At 70.0% G+C, this 21,013-nt stretch carries 13 protein-coding genes; 11 read left to right on the top strand and 2 right to left on the bottom strand.

Going from position 1 to position 21,013, the window contains the following annotated elements; genetic code table 11:
- Both JHN45_RS35295 and JHN45_RS35290 read left to right on the top strand, forming a co-directional pair.
- On the top strand, positions 1-780 hold a 780-nt coding region (locus JHN45_RS35295), incomplete at its 5' end, for an ABC transporter ATP-binding protein (protein WP_201053335.1).
- Positions 777-2,636 carry an ABC transporter ATP-binding protein gene (locus JHN45_RS35290; RefSeq protein WP_201053333.1) on the top strand — a complete coding sequence of 620 codons (1,860 nt, stop codon included), beginning with the start codon at positions 777-779 and terminating at the stop codon, positions 2,634-2,636. The genes JHN45_RS35295 and JHN45_RS35290, both read left to right, overlap by 4 nt.
- 27 nt (positions 2,637-2,663) lie before the next feature.
- On the opposite strand, the gene JHN45_RS35285 is transcribed toward JHN45_RS35290, so the two are convergent.
- Complete coding sequence (locus JHN45_RS35285; protein WP_201053331.1) at positions 2,664-3,728, bottom strand: hypothetical protein; 1,065 nt, start codon at positions 3,726-3,728, stop codon at positions 2,664-2,666.
- A gap of 279 nt (positions 3,729-4,007) precedes the next feature.
- Between JHN45_RS35285 and JHN45_RS35280 the strand changes: the two genes are divergently transcribed.
- From JHN45_RS35280 to JHN45_RS35255, 6 genes are all read left to right on the top strand, one after another.
- Positions 4,008-5,738, top strand: a complete 1,731-nt coding sequence (locus JHN45_RS35280) for an ABC transporter ATP-binding protein (protein ID WP_201053325.1) — start codon at positions 4,008-4,010, stop codon at positions 5,736-5,738.
- Positions 5,735-7,507, top strand: coding sequence for an ABC transporter ATP-binding protein (locus JHN45_RS35275; protein ID WP_200712361.1), 1,773 nt, complete (start codon positions 5,735-5,737; stop codon positions 7,505-7,507). Before JHN45_RS35280 ends, JHN45_RS35275 begins: the two co-directional genes overlap by 4 nt.
- 106 nt (positions 7,508-7,613) lie before the next feature.
- Positions 7,614-8,162 carry a hypothetical protein gene (locus JHN45_RS35270; RefSeq protein WP_201053323.1) on the top strand — a complete coding sequence of 183 codons (549 nt, stop codon included), beginning with the start codon at positions 7,614-7,616 and terminating at the stop codon, positions 8,160-8,162.
- 135 nt (positions 8,163-8,297) lie between these two features.
- Positions 8,298-10,325 (top strand): M4 family metallopeptidase, encoded by a 2,028-nt coding sequence (locus JHN45_RS35265; protein WP_201053321.1) that lies wholly within the window; start codon positions 8,298-8,300, stop codon positions 10,323-10,325.
- Between the two features lie 256 nt (positions 10,326-10,581).
- Positions 10,582-12,240: a M4 family metallopeptidase gene (locus JHN45_RS35260; RefSeq protein WP_201053314.1), complete on the top strand. Its 1,659-nt coding sequence runs from the start codon at positions 10,582-10,584 to the stop codon at positions 12,238-12,240.
- Between the two features lie 82 nt (positions 12,241-12,322).
- Positions 12,323-12,832: a DUF1990 family protein gene (locus JHN45_RS35255; RefSeq protein ID WP_201053312.1), complete on the top strand. Its 510-nt coding sequence runs from the start codon at positions 12,323-12,325 to the stop codon at positions 12,830-12,832.
- A gap of 87 nt (positions 12,833-12,919) precedes the next feature.
- On the opposite strand, the gene JHN45_RS35250 is transcribed toward JHN45_RS35255, so the two are convergent.
- Positions 12,920-15,538: a glycosyltransferase family 1 protein gene (locus JHN45_RS35250; protein WP_201053310.1), complete on the bottom strand. Its 2,619-nt coding sequence runs from the start codon at positions 15,536-15,538 to the stop codon at positions 12,920-12,922.
- Positions 15,539-15,750: 212 nt separating this feature from the next.
- Between JHN45_RS35250 and JHN45_RS35245 the strand changes: the two genes are divergently transcribed.
- The 3 genes from JHN45_RS35245 to treS all read left to right on the top strand — a co-directional run bounded on the left by JHN45_RS35245 (position 15,751) and on the right by treS (position 20,977).
- Positions 15,751-16,962 carry a S8 family peptidase gene (locus JHN45_RS35245; protein WP_200712355.1) on the top strand — a complete coding sequence of 404 codons (1,212 nt, stop codon included), beginning with the start codon at positions 15,751-15,753 and terminating at the stop codon, positions 16,960-16,962.
- A gap of 218 nt (positions 16,963-17,180) precedes the next feature.
- Positions 17,181-19,280 (top strand): alpha-1,4-glucan--maltose-1-phosphate maltosyltransferase, encoded by a 2,100-nt coding sequence (locus JHN45_RS35240; protein ID WP_201053307.1) that lies wholly within the window; start codon positions 17,181-17,183, stop codon positions 19,278-19,280.
- Entirely contained in the window at positions 19,277-20,977 is a 1,701-nt protein-coding gene (gene treS, locus JHN45_RS35235) for a maltose alpha-D-glucosyltransferase (RefSeq protein WP_200716724.1), read from the top strand. The genes JHN45_RS35240 and treS overlap by 4 nt, the downstream gene beginning before the upstream one ends.
- Positions 20,978-21,013: the final 36 nt, after the last annotated feature.

Below are 21,013 nucleotides of genomic sequence, written 5' to 3'. Positions count from 1 at the left end.
CACGGCGGCGCACCCGAAAACGACGGCATCCGTTTCGCCTCAGTCTCCTTCCGCTACCCAGACGCCCATCCCGATTCCCCACCCACCCTCGACCGCATAGACCTGCACATCAGACCCGGCGAATCCATGGCCCTGGTCGGCGCCACCGGCACAGGCAAAACCACCCTCACCGCACTCGTCCCCCGCCTCCACGAGGTGACCTCGGGCCACATCACACTCGACGGCGAGGACATCACATCGATGCCCCGCGAGGAACTGCGCACACTCGTAGCCGTGGCCTTCGAAGAGCCGACCCTCTTCTCGACCAGCGTCGGCGAAAACGTCCTGATGGGCGCCGAAGAGGGCGCGGGACAAACGGAGTTGGACCGCGCACTGGCCGTGGCGCAGGCGGACTTCGCGCACGCGCTCCCCCAGGGCACGGACACCCGCGTCGGCGAACAGGGCCTGAGCCTCTCCGGCGGCCAGCGCCAACGCCTCGCGCTGGCAAGGGCGGTGGTGGGCAAACCCCGCTTCCTCGTCCTCGACGACCCGCTGTCCGCACTGGACGTCCACACGGAGGCCGCAGTTGAGGCAGCCCTGCGTCAAGTCCTCGCGGACACAACGGCGTTGATCGTGGCCCACCGCCCGTCCACGGTCCTGCTCGCCGACCGGGTGGCCCTGCTGTCGGACGGCCGTATCACGGCGGTCGGCACCCACCAGGAACTCCTGCGCACGAACGCCGAGTACGCGCATCTCATGTCGGGATCCGAACCGCACGACCGGCCGGAGGACGAACGATGACCGCCCCCACCACATCGGCGCCCACCACCGACGACGACCACGAACCCCCGCGCCCGCACGCCGTGGACGACCCTTTCGACCACGACGACCTGCCCACTCCCCCGGGCGCGACCGCCGCCCTCCTGCGTTCCCTGCTCGCGCCCATGAAGGCCCGTGTCACCGTCACCACCCTCCTCCTGCTGCTCCAGCAGGCGGCCGTGCAGGTGGGCCCGCTGCTGGTGGCGTACGCGATCGACCGGGCGGTGCCCGCGTTCCGCGATCACGACCGCGGGCCGCTGATCGCCGTGGCCGTCGGCTATCTGCTGTGCGCGCTGCTCTCCGGCGGCCTGCAGTACGCGTTCATCGGCGCCTCCGCCCGCGTCAACCAGGACGTGCTGCTCGATCTGCGCGGCCGGATCTTCCGGCACGCGCAGGCGCTGAGCATCGACTTCCACGAGCGCTACACGTCCGGCCGGCTCATCTCCCGTTCCACCACGGACGTCGAGGCGCTGCGCGAACTGCTCAGCGAGGGCCTCCAGGAACTGATCACGGTCATCCTGTCGTTCGTCTACATCTCGGCGATGCTGCTCTGGCTGGACCTGGGGCTGGGCGCGGTCGCGGTGGCGTCCTTCGTGCCGCTGTATCTGCTGGTGCGGGTCTACCAGCGGCGCGCGGTGCGGGTGTACGGGGCGCGGTCCACGGCGATCGCGCGGGTGATCGTGAAGTTCGTGGAGACGATGAACGGCATCCGCCCGGTGCGCGCGTTCCGTCGCGAGGCGGTGAACGACGCCGACTTCCGGATCCTCAACCAGCGGCACGAACGGTCCAACGGCGACGCCCTGTTGGAGATGGCCCGCTATGTCACCGGCTCCCGCCTGGTCGCCAACACGGCGGTCGCGGTGATCGTGCTGTGGGGCGCGAACCGGGTCGCGGACGGCTCCCTGGAACTGGGCGTCCTGGCCGCCGCGGTGCTGTATCTACGGCGGCTCTACGACCCGATCGACCGGCTCGGCATGTTCCTCAACTCCTACCAGTCGGCCGCCGCCTCCCTGCAGAAGATCGCGGGCCTGCTGGCCCAGACACCGTCCGTGCCCGAGCCGTCAACACCCTTGCAGCTGCCCGCACTTGAGTCGGAACAGCCCGGCCGCGAGGTGGTCTTCGACGGGGTCCGCTTCGCCTACCGCACCGGCGGCGAGGTGCTGCCCGTCTTCGACCTCACCCTCCCGGCCGGACAGACGGTCGCCGTGGTCGGCTCCACCGGCGCCGGCAAGTCCACCCTGGCCAAGCTGCTGGCCCGCTTCTACGACCCCTCGGACGGGCGGGTGCTGCTCGACGGCGTGGACCTGCGCGAGCTGTCCGGGCCCGAACTGCGGCGCGGGGTGGTGATGGTGACGCAGGAGGCGTTCCTGTTCTCCGGCACGGTCGCCGAGAACATCGCGATCGGCCGTCCGGACGCGCCCCGTGAGGAGATCGAGCGGGCCGCGAAGGCGATCGGCGCGCACGACTTCATCAGCGCGCTGCCCGACGGCTACGACACGGACGTACGCAAACGGGGTGGCCGTATCTCGGCCGGTCAGCGTCAACTCGTGGCGTTCGCGCGGGCGTTGCTCGCCGACCCGGCGGTACTGATCCTGGACGAGGCGACCAGTTCGCTCGACGTACCGGGCGAACAGGCCGTGCAGCGGGCCATGTCGACGGTCCTGCGGGGCCGTACGGCGGTGGTGATCGCGCACCGGCTGTCCACCGTCGAGATCGCGGACCGGGTGCTGGTCATGGAGCACGGCCGGATCGTCGAGGACGGCCGCCCGGCCGAACTCATCGCGGGGACCGGGCGGTTCTCGGATCTGCACCGGGCGTGGCGGGACAGTCTGGCGTGAGAAGGAGAGCCGCCCCGCCACAGGCCGTCACAGGGGGATGAAACTCCAGCTCATCTGGGCCTGGGTGAGGCCGGTGCTCCAGGAGGTGACCGCGGCGGGCTGCACGAACGCGGCGGAGTAGCCGTTGAGGTTGAGGTCGTAGTTGCCGGAAGGGCGGAACGCCGTGTAGCCGAGGTCGGTGGTTGCCGGGTTCCACCACTCGTAGGTCTGCAGCGGGTTGGTGTAGAACGGCTGCAGGTTGACGGGGGTGGGGTCGTTCAGCGGGCCGCTGCCGTTGATGTCGAGGACCTTGCCGGTGGCGGGGTTGTACAGGTAGATCACGTTCGACGGGATTCCGTCGGGCCTGCCCTTCTGCCATATGCAGTACGGGTTGATGGACCGGCTGAGCAGCTGTAGCCGCACGTTGCTGTCATCCGTGTCGGCGCAGAGGGCCATACCGGGGCGGGGAGAGCCGGCGAGCGGCCGCGCGGACTGGTCCACCAACAATCCGTAGGACCCGACGCTGAACGGTGCGGGGGTGAGGGTGGCCTTGGGTGGCGTCGCGACCGGGTCCACCATGGTGAACTGCCAGCTCATGGACCGCCGATTCTGATCCCACGTGGTGAGCATGACGCCTACGTTGTTGGGGTCGTAGCCGTTCCTGTTGATGTTGAGATCGAGGTTGTTGGTCGGGCGTATCGCCACGCCGCCGTTCCCGGTCTGGCTGCTGAAGTTGAACTGCTGCAGGTTGACCGCGGACGCACCGGAGAGCAGTGGTTTGAGAAGGAGGCTGACACCTTTGGCGGGGTTGCCCGCCAGAGTGATGTACTCACCGATGCCGGTGTTGTACACGTAGTAGTTGTCTCCCACCGCTTTCAGCGTCCACTGGCACGAGGGGTCCAAGTCGGCGCCGCCGACGTTGGTGGACACGAAGTGCACAGGGTTGGGGTAGCCGTACCCGCACAGCATCCCGCCGTCGGCGGAGGTGAGGATGAGGGTGATCGTGACGGCGTGCGCGGACGCCGCGGCCACCACCACGGTGGCGACACTCAGGGCGGCTGCCACCAGGCAGCGCAGGACACGCCCGAGGCGGCGGGTGGCTAACAGGGACACGTCGGAGGCCTTTCGCAAGGGGGGATGGCTCGGTGACAGCTCACTCAGTGACCGCCGTGGCGTCGCGCAGCACTGAGATATTAGGGACGCCGCCGCACCGGGGAAACCCGGTTGCCCCCGCCCGATCACCGCTGACAGGGTTTTGACCATGCCTTGCCCGTCCGCGCCCGACGAGACCGAGCTCGCCCACCACGATTCCGCGGGATCCGGTGGCGAAGGTCGAGGGAAACCCGTACGGGGACGGCGGGCGGGGAAACCACGGCGACGACGGGGGCAGTGATGATCGACGCCTACGAGGATCCCGGGACACCCGACTGTCGGGGCGGCTGGCACTTCCTGTGGTGGCTGGTGATGCGGCAGCGGTGGCGGGCGGTGGTCGGGGCGCTGCTGTCGAGCGTGTGGATGGTGCTGATGGCGGCGGCGCCGTATCTGATGGCGCGGGCGGTCGACGACGGTCTGGTGCCGGGGCATTTGGGCACGCTGGCCTGGTGGACCGGGGCGCTGTTCGTGGTCGGGGCGGTCAACTCGTGGCTGAGCATCATGCGGCACCGCACCATGACCCGGGTGCGGATGGACGCCAACTTCCGCACGGTGAAGCTGATCGTGGGCCAGGCGGTCCGGCTGGGCGCCGTGCTGTCGCGCCGGGCGCGGGCGGGCGAGGTCATCACGATCGGCGTCGGTGACGTGTGGACGATCGCCCAGTCCCTGACCGTCGTCGGCCCCGGCTTCGGCGCCCTGGTCGTCTACGGCGTGGTGGCCGGGGTGCTGCTGTCGATCTCGGCGCCGCTGGCCGCCGTAGTGCTGCTGGGGGTGCCGGTGCTCGCGCTGCTCGCGGGGCCGTTGACCCGGCGGCTGCAAGGTGTGGAGACGGAGTACCGGGAGCGGCAGAGCGTGCTGACCGCGCGTATCGCCGACCTCTCGGGCGGGCTGCGGGTCCTCAACGGGCTTGGTGGCAAAGGGCTGTTCGCGGACGCGTTCCGGCGTGACTCGCAGCGGCTGCGGTCGCAGGGCTACCGGGTGGGCGCGGTGGCCAGCTGGGTGCAGGCGATCGGGGTCGGGCTGCCGACCCTGTTCCTCGCCGTGGTGACCTGGCTCGCGGCCCGGCTGGCGGCCCAAGGGCAGCTCAGCGTGGGCGAGTTGGTCGCCGTGTACGGCTATGTCGCGGTCCTGGTGGGCCCGGTGGCCTTCTTCGTGCAGATGGTCTACGAGCTGAGCCGGGGCGTGGTCGCCGCGCGGAGGGTCGTACGGCTGCTGGCGCTCCAGCCCGAGGCGGACACGGGCACGTCGGCCGCGCCCGCCGAACCTGCCGCCCTGCACGACCCCGACTCCGGGGTGCGGGTGGTGCCGGGGCGGCTGACCGCGCTGGTCGGGGCGCGGCCCGGGGAGACGCTGGCCGTGGTCGACCGGCTCGGCCGGTACGCGCCGTCCCGGGTCACCTGGGGCGGGGTCGCGCTCGACGCGATTCCGCTGGACCAGGTCAGGTCCCGGATCCTGGTCGCGGACAACGAGGCAGACCTGTTCGCCGGACCGCTGCGGGAGGTGGTGTCCGGGCGGCGGGAGCGGTCGGCGGAGGCGGTGGCCGAGGCCGTGTTCGCCGGTGCCGCCGACGACATCGTGCAGGGCCTGCCGGAGGGTCTCGACTCACTCGTGGCCGCACAGGGCCGCAGTCTCTCCGGCGGGCAGCGCCAACGGGTGCGGCTGGTAAGGGCGTTGCTCGCCGAGCCCGAGGTGCTGCTCGCGGTGGAGCCGACCTCGGCGCTGGACGCGCACACGGAGGCGGCGGTCGCCCGGCGGCTGCGCGAGGCGCGCTCGGGCCGTACGACGGTGGTGACCACGACGTCCCCGCTGGTCCTGGACCAGGCGGACACGGTCCTCTACCTGGTCGACGGCAAGGTGGCGGCCGGCGGCGAGCACCGTCGGCTGCTGGCGGAGGAACCCGGCTATCGCGCGCTGGTGGCCCGGGACGCGGGTGCGGATGCGGATGCGGACACGGAGGAGGTCGCACGGTGACGGCGGACAAAGGTCAACTCCCGGTCGCCGAACGGGCCGAGGTGCGGCGGGCCGCGGTCCGGCTGATCCGGGTGGACCGGCGGGCCTTCGCCGTCGTGCTGGTGGTGAACGCGCTGGCCGCCGGGGCCGGGCTGGTCGGGCCGTGGCTGCTCGGGCGGATCGTGGACGAGGTGCGGGCCGGGGCCGGAGTGGGGGTGGTGGACCGGCTGGCGCTGGTCATCGTGGTGTGCTCGCTGGCCCAGTTGCTGCTGGCGCGCTGGGCGCGGTACGTGGGGTACCGGTTCGGGGAGCGCACGCTGGCCCGGGTCCGGGAGGACTTCGTCGACCGGGCGCTGGCGCTGCCCGCGTCGGTGGTGGAGCGGGCCGGGACGGGCGATCTGACGGCGCGCGGCACCTCCGACGTGGCGACCGTGGGCACGACCCTGCGGGACGTCGCGCCCGAACTGCTGGTCTGCTCGGTGCAGGCGCTGTTCGTGATGGGCGCGGTGTTCGCGCTCGACCCGCTGCTCGGGCTGTTCGGGGTGTTGGGTCTGACGCCGATCTGGTTCGCGCTGCGCTGGTATCTGCGCCGGGCCCGGGACGGCTATCTCGCGGAGGGCGCGGCGATGTCGGAGGTCGCCGAGATCCTGACGGCGACCGCGTCCGGGGCGCGCACGGTGGAGGCGTTCCGGCTCCAGGAGCGCCAGGTCATGGCGAGCCGGGACACCCTGGAGACCGCCAAGCGGGCCCGGTTGTACACGCTGTTCCTGCGGACCGTGTTCTTCCCCGCGGTCGAGGTGTCGTACACGATCCCGGTGGCGGGCGTGCTGCTGGTCGGCGGGTGGCTGCACGCGCGCGGGGCGGTGGGTGTGGGCGCGGTGGTGGCGGCGGCGCTGTATCTGCGGCAGTTCACCGAGCCCTTGGACCAGATCCTGATGCGGGTCGAGCAACTGCAGAGCAGCGGCGCCTCGTTCGCCCGGGTGGAGGGGCTGGCCCGGGCGCCGCGCGCGGAGGGCGACGGGGACGCGCCGGCTCCGGCGGACGACCGGATCGATGTGACCGGGGTGCGGTACGCCTACGAGCGCGGCGGCGAGGTGCTGCACGGCGTGGACCTGTCGGTGCGGCCGGGCGAACGGCTGGCGGTCGTCGGCCCGTCGGGCGCCGGAAAGACCACGCTGAGCCGGCTGCTGGCGGGCGTCGACGCGCCGACCGAGGGCACGGTGACCGTGGGCGGGGTGCCGGTCTCCGGACTCTCGCCGGAGACACTGCGCCGCCAGGTCGTGCTGGTCACCCAGGAGCACCACGTCTTCCTGGGCTCGGTCCGCGAGAACCTCCTGATCGCCGAACCGGCCGCCACGGACGAGGAGTTGTGGGCGGCACTGGCGGCGGTCGGCGCGGAGGAGTGGGTGCGGGAGCTGCCGGACGGGCTCAACACCCCGCTGGGCGCGGACGGTCGGGCCACGGACGGTTCACAGGCGCAGCAACTCGCGCTGGCCCGCGTGGTGTTGGCCGACCCGCACACGCTGATCCTGGACGAGGCGACGGCCCTGCTGGATCCGGCCACCGCCCGGCACACCGAACGCGCGCTGGCCGCCGTGCTGGAGGGCCGTACCGTCATCGCCATCGCGCACCGGCTGCACACCGCCCACGACGCGGACCGGGTGGCGGTGATGGAGAACGGGCTGCTGACCGAACTCGGGCCGCACGATGAGCTGGTGGCGGCGGAGGGCGCGTACGCGGCGCTGTGGCATTCGTGGCACGGGAACGGGCGGGCGGCGTCGGACGACTGACGCCGGGCGGTCCTCGCCCGCTCCGCCAAGCCCCGCTCCGCCAAGCGCCGTCCCGTCCCGCCCCGTTCGCGTGCAACCGTCCGATGTTCGCGGCTCTCATACGGGCGTGACAACCACGCCTTCGCTGCCCTCACTCGTCCTGCATGGCCGCAATGCCACGGCCCGCTTCGAGAGCGGCTCGGACCATGCGCGGTGGGAACAGGACGGATGTATCGCGCGTATCCCGCTGGAGGCCATCGAGACAGTCCGCGGTCTGGACCGCACCATCGAGATCGTCCTGACCACCGCGCAGGCCGACCGTCCGGCTGCCGTGTACGCGCTGCGGGATGCCGCCGCCCCCGCCGTGGCCGCGTTCAGTGCCGCCGTGCGGGCGCGCCTTCCCGAACGGGCAACCGACCAGCCCCGGACGGACGGCAAGGACCTGGTCGTCACCGTGTCCGGGCGAACGGGCCGGCCGCTCACGTGGCGGGTACGCGCCATCGCTGCCGCGGTCGCCGTCTGCGCGGCGATCGACGTGACCGTGGGAGTTCTCGACGGGTGGGGGAACGCGGGCCGCGGGAAGAGGTTCACCTCACGGTCAGGGAAGCGCCAAGTGGCGCTCCGTATAGCGGACATGACCACCCGGACAACGAACGATTTCCGGCCAAGTTCCTGACGCGCTCCTGACAGAAAGCGCGGGCTGGTGCCACTCTTCCCACTGGCGCTTCACAGCAACCCCACAGTTTCACTCCTGTGATCCCTGTGATCTCCCCTGGTCGCGCGATCCGCGACCGTCCTGAAGGAGTCAGTGTTGAGAAGCAATTCCTCGCGCAGACGCACCTCCCACATAGTCGCCGTAGCCGGCGTCACCGCTCTGCTCGCCGCGGCCGTCCAGGCGGGCGCGACCTCCTCCGCCGCACCGGCCAAACCCCTTGCCAGCAAGGGGAATCCGGCGCACATGGCCCTCTCCCTCTCCGCCTCGCAGCGCGCCGAGCTGCTCCGCGACGCCCAGTCGGCGCGGACCATCACCGCCAAGGACATCGGCCTCGGCGCCAAGGAGACGCTCGTCGCCCGTGACGTCATCAAGGACGCCGACGGCACGGTCCACACCCGCTACGAGCGCACCTACGCCGGACTCCCCGTGCTCGGCGGTGACTTGGTGGTCGACACCGCCAAGTCGGGCGCCACCGAGCGGGTCATCAAGGCGACCAACGCCACCATCGCGGTCGCCGACCTCACCCCGGCCGTCGCCACCGCGACCGCCGAGAAGCAGGCCGTCTCCCGCGCCAAGGCGCTCGGTTCCACCAAGTCGGCCGCGGACTCGGCCCGCAAGGTGATCTGGGCGGCGAGCGGCAAGCCGGTCCTCGCCTACGAGACGGTCGTCGGCGGCCTCCAGGACGACGGCACCCCGAACGAGCTCCACGTCATCACCGACGCGGCCACCGGCAAGAAGCTGTACGAGTACCAGGGCATCGAGAACGCCACCGGTACCGGCAACACCCAGTACAGCGGCACGGTTTCGCTGACCACGACCCAGTCGGGCACGTCGTACAACCTCACCGACGGCGACCGCGGCGGCCACAAGACGTACAACCTCAACCACGGCACCTCGGGCACCGGCACGCTGTTCTCCCAGACCAGCAACACCTGGGGCAACGGCACCACGTCGAACGCGGCGACGGCCGGCGCCGACGCGCACTACGGCGCGGCGGAGACCTGGGACTTCTACAAGAACACGTTCGGCCGCAGCGGCATCAAGAACAACGGTGTCGGCGCCTACTCCCGTGTCCACTACGGGAATTCGTACGTGAACGCGTTCTGGGACGACAGCTGCTTCTGCATGACCTACGGCGACGGCTCCGGCAACGCGGACCCGCTGACGGCGCTGGACGTGGCGGGCCACGAGATGAGCCACGGCGTCACGTCGAACACGGCCGGGCTCAACTACACCGGTGAGTCTGGTGGGTTGAACGAGGCGACCTCCGACATCTTCGGCACCGGCGTGGAGTTCTACGCCAACAACAGCAGCGATGTCGGCGACTACCTCATCGGCGAGAAGATCGACATCAACGGCGACGGCACGCCGCTGCGTTACATGGACAAGCCGAGCAAGGACGGCGGCAGCGCGGACAGTTGGTACTCGGGGGTCGGCAACCTCGACGTCCACTACTCGTCGGGCGTCGCCAACCACTTCTTCTACCTGCTCTCCGAGGGCAGCGGCGCCAAGGTCATCAACGGCGTCAGCTACAACTCGCCCACCTCGGACGGGCTTCCGGTCACCGGCATCGGCCGGGACAAGGCGCTGCAGATCTGGTACCGCGCCCTCACCACGAAGTTCACGTCCACCACCAACTACGCGGCGGCCCGCACCGGGACGCTCGCGGCGGCCGGTGAGCTGTACGGCACGACGGGCGCCGAGTACAAGGCGGTGCAGGACGCGTGGGCGGCCGTCGCGGTCGGTGCGCGTTCCGGTGGCGGCGGCGGTGGCGGCACGTCGTTCGAGAACACGGCCGACGTGTCGATTCCGGACAACGGGGCGGCCGTCACGTCGTCGGTCACCGTGTCCGGGCGGACCGGCAACGCGCCCTCGAACCTCTCGGTGACGGTCGACATCGTGCACACCTGGCGCGGTGACCTGGTGATCGACCTGGTGGCCCCGGACGGGTCGACGTACCGCCTGAAGAACTCCAGCTCGTCCGACTCGGCGGACAACGTGCAGGCGACCTACACGGTCAACGCGTCCTCCGAAGTCGCCAACGGCGTCTGGAAGTTGAAGGTCCAGGACGTGGCTGCACAGGACACCGGCTACATCAACAGCTGGAAGCTTACGTTCCCGTAAAAACCAGCCGTCCACTTCAGGCCGCACAAACAAGGCGCCGCCCCGGGGTTTCAACTCCGGGGCGGCGCCCTGTTGTGGACGTTTACATTGCCGCAACGTTCACCGGACAGTCGATTTTCAGCCAACATCACTTGGGGGTCCTGACATGTACGCGCCCCTGATGCCAGTCTTCCCTCACGCCGCTTCAGCACAGCCAATTCACATCGCTCCGGTCGGTAACCCCACGCCGTCCGGACTCCCCCACAGAGGAGCTCGCGTGACCCCCCTCTACGCGCGTCACAAGCGCACCACCCTGGCCATCGCCACCGCGGTGGCCGCAGGCGCCCTGCTCGCCACCGGTGTCACCACCGGTGCCTCCGCCCAGCCCGCCACGGGCAAGGCGGCCCCCCTCGCCGCCGCCCCGCAGCTGCTCTCCAACGCCGCGCGCACCGCGCTGGTCCAGGAGAAGCAGGCCGACGCGGCCGAGACGGCGACGCAGATAGGCCTCGGCACCAAGGAGAAGCTGGTCGTCAAGGACGTCGTCAAGGACGTCGACGGCACGGTGCACACCCGCTACGAGCGCACCTACGCGGGCCTCCCGGTCCTCGGTGGCGACCTGGTCGTCCACACCTCGCCGGCCGGCAAGACCGAGGGTGTCACCAAGGCGCACTCGGCGACCATCAAGGTCGCCACCGTCACGCCGAAGATCACGGTCGCCAAGGCCGAGAAGCAGGCGCTGACCGCCGCCAAGGCCGCCGGTTCGGACAAGACCGCCGCCGACGGTGCCCGCAAGGTCATCTGGGCCGCGAGCGGCACCCCCGTCCTCGCCTACGAGACGATCGTCGGCGGCCTCCAGGAGGACGGCACCCCGAACAAGCTGCACGTCATCACCGACGCGGCCACCGGCAAGAAGCTCTTCGAGTACCAGGGCGTCGAGAACGCCACCGGCACCGGCAAGACCCTGTACTCGGGCACGGTCAGCCTCACCACCACGCTGTCGGGCACGACGTACTCGCTGACCGACGCCTCGCGCGGCGGCCACAAGACGTACAACCTGAAGCACACCACCAGCTCCGGCACCGGCACGCTGTTCACCAACACCACGAACACCTGGGGCACCGGCGCCGCGTCCAGCTCCACCACCGACGTGACCGCCGCCGCGGACGCCGCCTACGGCGCCCAGGAGACGTGGGACTTCTACAAGAACACGTTCGGCCGCAGCGGCATCAAGAACGACGGTGTCGGCGCCTACTCCCGTGTCCACTACGGCAGTTCGTACGTCAACGCCTTCTGGGACGACGACTGCTTCTGCATGACCTACGGAGACGGGTCCAGCAACACCCACCCGCTGACCTCGCTGGACGTGGCCGGCCACGAGATGAGCCACGGCGTCACCGCCAACACCGCGGGCCTCAACTACTCGGGCGAGTCCGGCGGCCTGAACGAGGCGACCTCCGACATCTTCGGCACCGGCGTCGAGTTCTACGCCGCGAACAGCAACGACGTCGGTGACTACCTCATCGGCGAGAAGATCGACATCAACGGCGACGGCACCCCGCTGCGCTACATGGACCAGCCCAGCAAGGACGGCGGCTCCGCCAACTACTGGTCCTCCTCGGTCGGCAACCTCGACGTGCACTACTCGTCGGGCGTCGCGAACCACTTCTTCTACCTCCTCTCGGAGGGCAGCGGTTCGAAGACCATCAACGGGGTGGCCTACAACTCCCCGACGTACAACGGCGCCACGCTCGCCGGCATCGGCCGCGCCAAGGCGCTGCAGATCTGGTACAAGGCGCTGACGACGTACTTCACGTCGACCACCAACTACAAGTCGGCCCGCACCGGCACCCTGAGCGCGGCAGCGGCGCTCTACGGTTCCAGCTCCGCCGAGTACGCGGCGGTCGCGGCGACCTGGACGGCCGTCAACGTCACCTGACAGCCGCCGAGTTGACAGGTAAGCGGTAAGGGCGGTACCCGGAGCGAAGGCATCTCCGGGTACCGCCCTACTCTTGGGTCCCATGTCCTTCACGTACGACGACGTCGGCGCGACCCGCGAACGCGGCTTCTGCCCCCCGGGATTCCACCCCCTGTTTGTGCGCACCCGGATCGGCGAGGGCGAGAAGGTCTTCCGCCGGGCGTCCGACGCGCTCCTCACCTGGGAGCTGCACCGCGAGATGGGCGTCGGCATCGAGGCGAGCGCCGACAAGGCCGCCCCCGGCGTGGACGTGACGGTCACCCTCGCGGGCCTGATCAAAGGCCCCTGCCGCATCGTCTGGACGGTCGAGGAACACCGCAGATCGGGCTGGGCCTACGGCACGCTCCCCGGCCACCCCGAGTGCGGCGAGGAGGCCTTCGTGGTCGACCGCACGGGCGACGGCACGGTCTGGCTGACGGTCTCGGCGTTCAGCCGCGGCGCGAAGTGGTACACACGGCTGGGCGGCCCGGCGACACGAGGCGTGCAGCACGCGTACGCGAGACGGATAGGCAGCACGCTGCGACAGATGTGCGCGCCGTACTCGGAGGTGTGAGCGGGTCCGTCAAAACTCCGGTGCGCACCCGCGCCCTACAGGGGCGCGGGGAACTGCGCGACCAGCCACGACGGCCCCGCAGACGGACTACCTCATCAGCACACCGGCCCCTTCAACCCCATCCTCCGAAGGCACCGCCACCAGCCCCAACTCCGCACTGGACGCCAGCAGTCGATGCGCGGGCAGAATCCGAACGGTGTACCCATAAGGCCCGGTCCGATCAAGGGAAAGCGGCCCCTCGAACAACCAGTGCCCTTCCGAGTCCGGTCCCCCCACCGGCTTGAGCGGCACAGCCACCCCGTCCCCGATCCGGTCCTCCGGATCCACCCGCCCCGAAACCGCCTGCACTTCGACGTCGTCCGGGGCCAGGCCGCCCAGGCCAACCCGCACCCGCAGATTCAGCGTCGTACCGAGTTCCGCAGTGGCCGTAGCCGCGGACGTCTCCACGTGGTCGACCGTCACCCCGTGCCAAGCCGCCCGCACCCGCCCCTTCCAGGAGGCGAGTTCGCGCGCCGCGTCCGGCGTCATCGCGCGATGCGCGTGCGCGGCCGGGGCGTACAGCCGCTCCACGTACTCGCGGACCATCCGGCCGGCCAGCACCTTCGGGCCGAGCAGCGTCAGCGTCTGGCGGACCATTTCGATCCAGCGGTCGGGCAGCCCGTCCTGGCCGCGTTCGTAGAAGCGCGGGGTGACACGCTGCTCCAGGAGGTCGTACAGCGCCGCGGCCTCCACGTCGTCGCGGTGGTCGGGGTCCGTGCCGGTGCCGTCGGCCGTGGGGATGGCCCAGCCGAAGTCGGGCTGGAACCACTCGTCCCACCAGCCGTCCAGGACCGAGAGGTTGAGGCAGCCATTCAGGGCCGCCTTCATTCCGCTCGTGCCGCAGGCCTCCAGCGGGCGGAGCGGGTTGTTGAGCCAGATGTCGCAGCCGGGGTACAGCTTCTGCGCCATCGCCATGCCGTAGTCGGGGAGGAACACGATGCGGTGGCGGACGCGCGGGTCGTCCGCGAACTTGACCAGTTCCTGCACGAGCCGCTTGCCGCCGTCGTCCGCCGGGTGCGCCTTGCCCGCCACCACGATCTGGATCGGGTGGTCCGGGTGCAGGAGGAGGTCCATCAGCCGGTCGCGGTCCCGCAGCATCAGCGTCAGGCGCTTGTACGACGGGACGCGGCGCGCGAAGCCGATGGTGAGGACGTCGGGGTCGAGCACGCCGTCGATCCAGCCCAACTCGGCGGATCCCGCGCCGCGTTGACGCCAGGAGGCGCGCAGCCGCTCCCGTACCTCCACGACCAGTTGCTCGCGCAGATCGCGCCGGAGCTCCCAGATGTCCTGGTCCGGGATCTCCGCGACCGCGTCCCAGCGGTCCGAGCCGCCCACCGTCAACGCGTCCTCGGTGCGCTGGGCGCCGATCTGCCGGGCGCCGAGCCGGAACACCTCGGGGGCGACCCAGGTCGGCGCGTGCACGCCGTTGGTCACGGAGGTGATCGGCACCTCCTCGGCGTCGAAGCCCGGCCACAGGCCCGAGAACATCTCGCGGCTGACCGAGCCGTGCAACAGCGAGACGCCGTTGGCGCGTTGGCCCAGGCGCAGGCCCATCACGGCCATGTTGAAGAGGTTGGGTTCGCCGCCCGGGTAGGTCTCCATGCCGAGCCGGAGGATGTTTCCGACGTCCATGCGCGGGAGTTCGGCGTCCGGCCCGAAGTGGGTGGCGACCAACTCCCGGTCGAACCGGTCGATTCCGGCCGGGACGGGGGTGTGCGTGGTGAAGACCGTGCCGGCCCGCACCGCCTCCAGGCCCGCGTCGAAGTCCAGCCCGGCGTCGCAGAGTTCGGCGATCCGCTCCAGGCCGAGGAAGCCCGCGTGCCCCTCGTTGGTGTGGAACACCTCGGGCTCGGGGTGACCGGTGAGACGGCAGTACGTCCGTACCGCGCGCACACCCCCTATGCCGAGCAACATCTCCTGGAGCAGCCGGTGTTCGCTGCCGCCGCCGTAGAGGACGTCGGTCACGCCCCGCGCGGCGATGTCGTTCTCCTCGACGTCCGAGTCGAGCATAAGCAGCGGCACCCGGCCGACCTGCGCGAGCCAGATCCGGGCGCGCAGCGAGCGGCCGCCGGGCAGGGCGATGGAGACCTGGGCCGGGGAACCGTCGTCCTCACGCAGCAGTGCCACCGGGAGTTCGTTGGGGTCGAGGACCGGATAGGTCTCCTGCTGCCAGCCGTCCCGGGACAGGGACTGGCGGAAGTAGCCGTGCCGGTAGAGGAGTCCGACGCCGATGAGCGGTACGCCGAGGTCGCTGGCCGACTTGAGATGGTCGCCGGCGAGGATGCCGAGGCCGCCGGAGTACTGCGGCAGGGCGGCCGTGACCCCGAACTCGGGTGAGAAGTAGGCGACGGCGGCGGGCAGTTCACCGGACTGGGCCTGGTACCAGCGGTCGCCGCCCACATAGTCGGCGAGATCGCCGGCCACCTCGGTGAGCCGGCGCAGGAAGCGGTGGTCTTCGGCCAGCTCCGCGAGCCGCTCGGCGGACACGCTGCCGAGCAGTCGTACGGGATCGCCTTCCGAGGCGGTCCAGCGCTCGGGATCGACGGACTGGAAGAGATCGCGGGTTTCCGCGTGCCAGGACCAGCGCAGGTTGCGCGCGAGATCGCTGAGCGGCCGTAGGGGTTCGGGGAGAACGGGACGGACGGTGAATCGACGGATCGCCTTCACAGCTCCACCTTGCGCGTTCGCTGGATGACACACGGCAATGTGCGTCGTCGTCTCTGAAGACGGTACCGGTGACCGTGTGGACGTCGTCCTGGAATGCCGGACGAGCTGGATGATGCCGACCTGGGCCGAAAAGGCCCCCTCATGCGCCCTTGTGGTGCTTCGCACCGCACGAGAGGCTGCCCAGTGGAGAGTTGAAGGAGGGGAACTCGACCATGGCACGGACGCGTACGCGGCGTCTGCGCCGGGCGGGGGGACTGACCGCGGTCGCCACAGCCGTGGTGTTTTCGGCCATCACCCTGCCCGCGCACGCCGCACCGGAGGGGACCATACTCGGCGCCGGCGCACCCGGCACCGTCAGTGGCAGTTACCTGGTGACACTCAAGGGGGGAACGAAGGCTCCGTCGGCAGCGGGCAAGGGGCTCGCCGAGAAGTACGGGGCGAAAATAAGCCACACCTACGGCACGGCCCTGAACGGCTACGCCGTCGAGGCGAACGAGAGACAGGCGAGACTCCTCGCGGCGGACCCGCGGGTCGCCTCGGTCGCCCAGGACACCCGGGTGACCCTGGAGAGCAGCAGCCGCGTCGAGCGCAACCCGCCGTCCTGGGGCCTGGACCGCCTCGACCAGCCGAGCCTGCCGCTCGACAAGAGCTACACCTCGCCGGACTCCGGGGGCAGCGGGGTGACGGTGTACGTGATCGACACCGGCATCCGCATCACCCACAAGGACTTCGGCGGCCGGGCGAGCTACGGCTGGGACTTCGTCGACGACGACACCACCGCCCAGGACGGCAACGGCCACGGCACCCATGTGGCCGGCACGATCGTCGGCTCCACGTACGGCGTCGCCAAGAAGGCCAAGGTGGTCGCCGTCCGCGTCCTGGACAACGCGGGAGCCGGTACGACCTCGCAGGTCATCGCGGGGATCGACTGGGTCACGCGGCACGCGCACAAACCGGCGGTGGCCAATCTCAGCCTGGGCGGCTACTACAACGCCCAGCTCGACGCCGCCGTACGCAACTCGATCGCCTCCGGAGTCACCTACACGGTGGCGGCGGGCAACGACGGGCTGTCGGCCGGTCTGTACTCCCCCGCCGACGTGAAAGAGGCGATCACGGTCGGCGCCACCGACCGCACCGACGCCCGGGCGGCCTTCTCGAACTACGGCCCGGCCGTCGACCTGTTCGCCCCGGGCGTCGCGATCACCTCCGCGACGGACACGAGCGACACGGCGAAGGCGACCTTCTCCGGTACGTCGATGGCGTCGCCGCACGCGGCCGGCGCGGCGGCGGTCTATCTGGGCACTCACCCGCGCGCCACACCCGCACAGGTGTCCAAGGCGCTCGTCGCGGGAGCGGTTTCCGGCAAGGTGTCCGGTGAAGGGCTCGGTTCGCCGGACAAACTTCTGCAGGTACCGCGGTCGTAGCGCGGGAGTGACGGCTCCGGCCCCGTTCGTCCAGGACGGGGCCGGATCTTCTGTGGAGACCTGCGCGTAAGTAGTTGGCAACCTGCCGGATTGCTAACCCGAATAGGGTGGGAAGGCTCCACCGGTACACCCCCAGACGCACCACGGGATCTCCTTCGCAGGACCCACCTCCCCACATCCATCCGCCCACACCCACGTTGACGCGGACAGGAGCGGTCATGCCCGCCACGCACCACTCGTCAGCACCCCCGACAACCGGCACGGCCACGCCCCCCGTGCGCCCCGCCGGCACGGCACCGCCCGCCCCGGAGCCACCCTCCGCGGTCGGCACGTCCCCCGGCATCGGACGCATCCCCGTCCTCGATGTCCGGCCGGTCGTCCAGCACGGCCACCGGGCCGCCAAAGCGGTCACCGGTGAGACGTTCGAGGTCTCGGCCACCGTCTTCCGCGAAGGCCATGACGCGGTCGCCGCCAATGTCGTCCTCCGCGATCCGGACGGCCGTCCCGGTCCGTGGACCCCGATGCGGGAGCTCGCCCCGGGCACCGACCGCTGGGGCGCCACCGTCACACCGGACGCGCCGGGCCACTGGTCGTACGTCGTGGAGGCCTGGAGCGATCCGGTCGCCACCTGGCGCCACCACGCGGGGATCAAGATCCCGGCCGGGATGGACACGGACCTGGTCCTGGAGGAGGGCGCGCGGCTCCACGAACGCGCCATCGCCGGGGTACCGAAGGGCAGGGGCCTCCGGCCCGTCCTCCGCACCGCCGTCACCGCGCTCCGCGACGAGACCCGCCCGGCCGCGGCACGCCTCGCCGCCGCGCTGACGCCGGAGGTGGACCAGGTTCTCGCCCGCTATCCGCTGCGGGAGTTGATCACGGCCTCCGAGCCGCGCGCGCTGCTGGTGGAGCGGGAGCGTGCGCTCTACGGCTCCTGGTACGAGTTCTTTCCCCGCTCCGAGGGCACGGCCGCCGAGCCGCACGGCACCTTCCGTACGGCGGCGAAACGGCTCGCGGGCATCGCGGCGATGGGCTTCGACGTCGTATACCTGCCGCCGATCCATCCCATCGGGGCGACCTTCCGCAAGGGGCCGAACAACACGCTGTCCGCCGGGCCCGAGGACGTCGGTGTGCCCTGGGCGATCGGCTCCCCCGAGGGCGGCCACGACGCGATCCATCCCCGGCTGGGCACGCTGGAGGACTTCGACGCGTTCGTCGCGCGCGCCGGTGAGCTGGGCCTGGAGATCGCGCTGGACTTCGCGTTGCAGTGCTCGCCGGACCACCCGTGGGTGGACAAGCACCCAGAGTGGTTCCACCACCGCCCCGACGGCACCATCGCGTACGCGGAGAACCCGCCGAAGAAGTACCAGGACATCTACCCGATCGCCTTCGACCGGGACCTGGACGGCCTGGTCGCGGAGACCGTGCGGGTGCTGCGGCACTGGATGGACCACGGCGTGCGGATCTTCCGCGTGGACAACCCGCACACCAAGCCGGTGGTGTTCTGGGAGCGGGTCATCTCGGACATCAACGCCACCGACCCGGACGTGATCTTCCTGGCCGAGGCGTTCACCCGCCCCGCGATGATGGCCACCCTCGCCCAGGTCGGCTTCCAGCAGTCGTACACCTACTTCACCTGGCGCAACACCAAACAGGAACTCACCGAGTACCTGAGCGAGCTGTCGGGCGAGGCGGCCGCCTACATGCGGCCCAACTTCTTCGTCAACACCCCCGACATCCTCCACGAGTTCCTCCAGCACGGCGGCCGGCCCGCCTTCGAACTGCGGGCGGTGCTCGCGGCGACCCTCGCGCCGACGTGGGGGGTGTACAGCGGGTATGAGTTGTGCGAGAACACTCCGCTACGGCCCGGCAGCGAGGAGTATCTGAACTCCGAGAAGTACCAACTCCGGCCGCGCGACTGGGCGTCGGCCGAGCGGGAAGGACGTAGCATCGCGCCATTGCTGGGCAAACTGAACGATGTCCGGCGCCGCAGCCCGGCGTTGCGGCAGTTGCGCGACCTCCACTTCCATCACACGGACCAGGAGGCGGTGATCGCCTACTCGAAACGGAGTGGTTCGAACACGGTTCTGGTGGTTGTGAACCTGGACCCCCACCACACCCAGGAAGCCACGGTCTCGTTGGACATGCCGCAACTCGGCCTGGAATGGCACGAGTCGGTGCCGGTGCGCGACGAGCTCACCGGTGAGACCTATCACTGGGGCAGGGCCAACTATGTGCGCCTGGAACCGGGCAACCGGCCCGCACACATCCTCACCGTCCTGCGACCGTCCCCGCAGATCGGAGGGTCACCCACAATATGATCGTCAACGAGCCCGTCCCGGACACCTTCGAGGACACTCCCGCCAAGGACCGGGACCCCGAGTGGTTCAAACGCGCCGTCTTCTACGAGGTCCTGGTCCGCTCCTTCCAGGACAGCAACGGCGACGGCATCGGTGACCTCAAGGGCATCACCGCCAAACTCGACTACCTCCAGTGGCTCGGCATCGACTGCCTCTGGCTCCCGCCGTTCTTCAAGTCCCCCCTCCGCGACGGCGGTTACGACGTCTCCGACTACACCGCCGTCCTCCCCGAGTTCGGGGACCTCGCGGACTTCGTGGACTTCGTGGACTCCGCGCACCAGCGGGGCATGCGGGTCATCATCGACTTCGTCATGAACCACACCAGTGACCAGCACCCGTGGTTCCAGGAGTCCAGAAAAGACCCCGAAGGCCCGTACGGCGACTACTACATGTGGGCCGACGACGACAAGCAGTACCCCGACGCCCGCATCATCTTCGTCGACACCGAGGCGTCGAACTGGACCTTCGACCCGGTCCGCAAGCAGTACTTCTGGCACCGCTTCTTCTCCCACCAGCCGGACCTCAACTACGAGAACCCGGCCGTGCAGGAAGAGATCATCTCGGCGCTGAAGTTCTGGCTGGACCTGGGCATCGACGGCTTCCGCCTCGACGCCGTGCCGTACCTCTTCGCGGCCGAGGGCACCAACTGCGAAAACCTTCCGGCAACCCACGAGTTCCTGAAGCGGGTGCGGAAGGAGATCGACGCCCAGTACCCCGACACGGTGGTGCTCGCGGAGGCGAACCAGTGGCCCGAGGACGTCGTCGACTACTTCGGCGACTTCCAGAGCGGCGGCGACGAAGCCCACATGGCCTTCCACTTCCCGGTCATGCCCCGCATCTTCATGGCGGTCCGCCGGGAGTCGAGGTATCCGGTCTCGGAGATCCTCGCGAAGACGCCCGCGATCCCGTCCGGCTGCCAGTGGGGCATCTTCCTGCGCAACCACGACGAGCTGACCCTGGAGATGGTCACCGACGAGGAACGCGACTACATGTGGGCCGAGTACGCCAAGGACCCGCGCATGCGCGCCAACATCGGCATCCGACGGCGTCTGGCCCCGCTCCTGGACAACGACCGCAACCAGATCGAACTGTTCACGGCCCTGCTGCTGTCGCTGCCCGGCTCACCGATCCTCTACTACGGCGACGAGATCGGCATGGGCGACAACATCTGGCTCGGCGACCGCGACGCCGTCCGCACCCCCATGCAGTGGACACCTGATCGCAACGCAGGTTTTTCGTCCTGTGACCCCGGCCGGCTGTCGCTGCCGACCATCATGGACCCCGTCTACGGCTACCAGGTCACCAACGTCGAGGCGTCGATGTCGTCGCCCTCCTCGCTGCTGCACTGGACCCGCCGCATGATCGAGATCCGCAAGCAGAACCTGGCGTTCGGCCTCGGCTCGTACCGGGAACTGCCGTCGTCGAACCCCGCGGTGATCGCCTTCCTGCGCGAGTACGAGGACGACCTCGTCCTGTGCGTGAACAACTTCTCCCGGTTCGCGCAGCCGACGGAACTCGACCTGCGGGCGTTCAATGGAAGGCATCCGGTCGAACTGTTCGGCGGGGTGCGCTTTCCGGCCGTAGGAGAGCTGCCGTACTTGCTGACCTTGGCGGGGCACGGCTTCTACTGGTTCCGGCTCCGCAAGGAAGCCGCCTAGTCACCCCGTGGGGCGGGGTGGATCCGGTTTCCCCCG

Origin of the sequence: Streptomyces sp. MBT53, from assembly GCF_016654115.1 — a bacterium.
GTDB lineage: Bacteria > Actinomycetota > Actinomycetes > Streptomycetales > Streptomycetaceae > Streptomyces.
Note: the sequence above shows the minus strand (reverse complement) of the source record. Positions and strands in the feature narration are given on the sequence as shown.

Excerpts from the sequence above, each read along its gene's own strand:
- treS (WP_200716724.1), top strand. The coding sequence starts at position 19,277 with ATGATCGTCAACGAGCCCGTCCCGGACACCTTCGAGGACACTCCCGCC.
- JHN45_RS35240 (WP_201053307.1), top strand. The coding sequence starts at position 17,181 with ATGCCCGCCACGCACCACTCGTCAGCACCCCCGACAACCGGCACGGCC.
- JHN45_RS35290 (WP_201053333.1), top strand. The coding sequence starts at position 777 with ATGACCGCCCCCACCACATCGGCGCCCACCACCGACGACGACCACGAA.
- JHN45_RS35280 (WP_201053325.1), top strand. The coding sequence starts at position 4,008 with ATGATCGACGCCTACGAGGATCCCGGGACACCCGACTGTCGGGGCGGC.
- JHN45_RS35255 (WP_201053312.1), top strand. The coding sequence starts at position 12,323 with ATGTCCTTCACGTACGACGACGTCGGCGCGACCCGCGAACGCGGCTTC.
- JHN45_RS35245 (WP_200712355.1), top strand. The coding sequence starts at position 15,751 with ATGGCACGGACGCGTACGCGGCGTCTGCGCCGGGCGGGGGGACTGACC.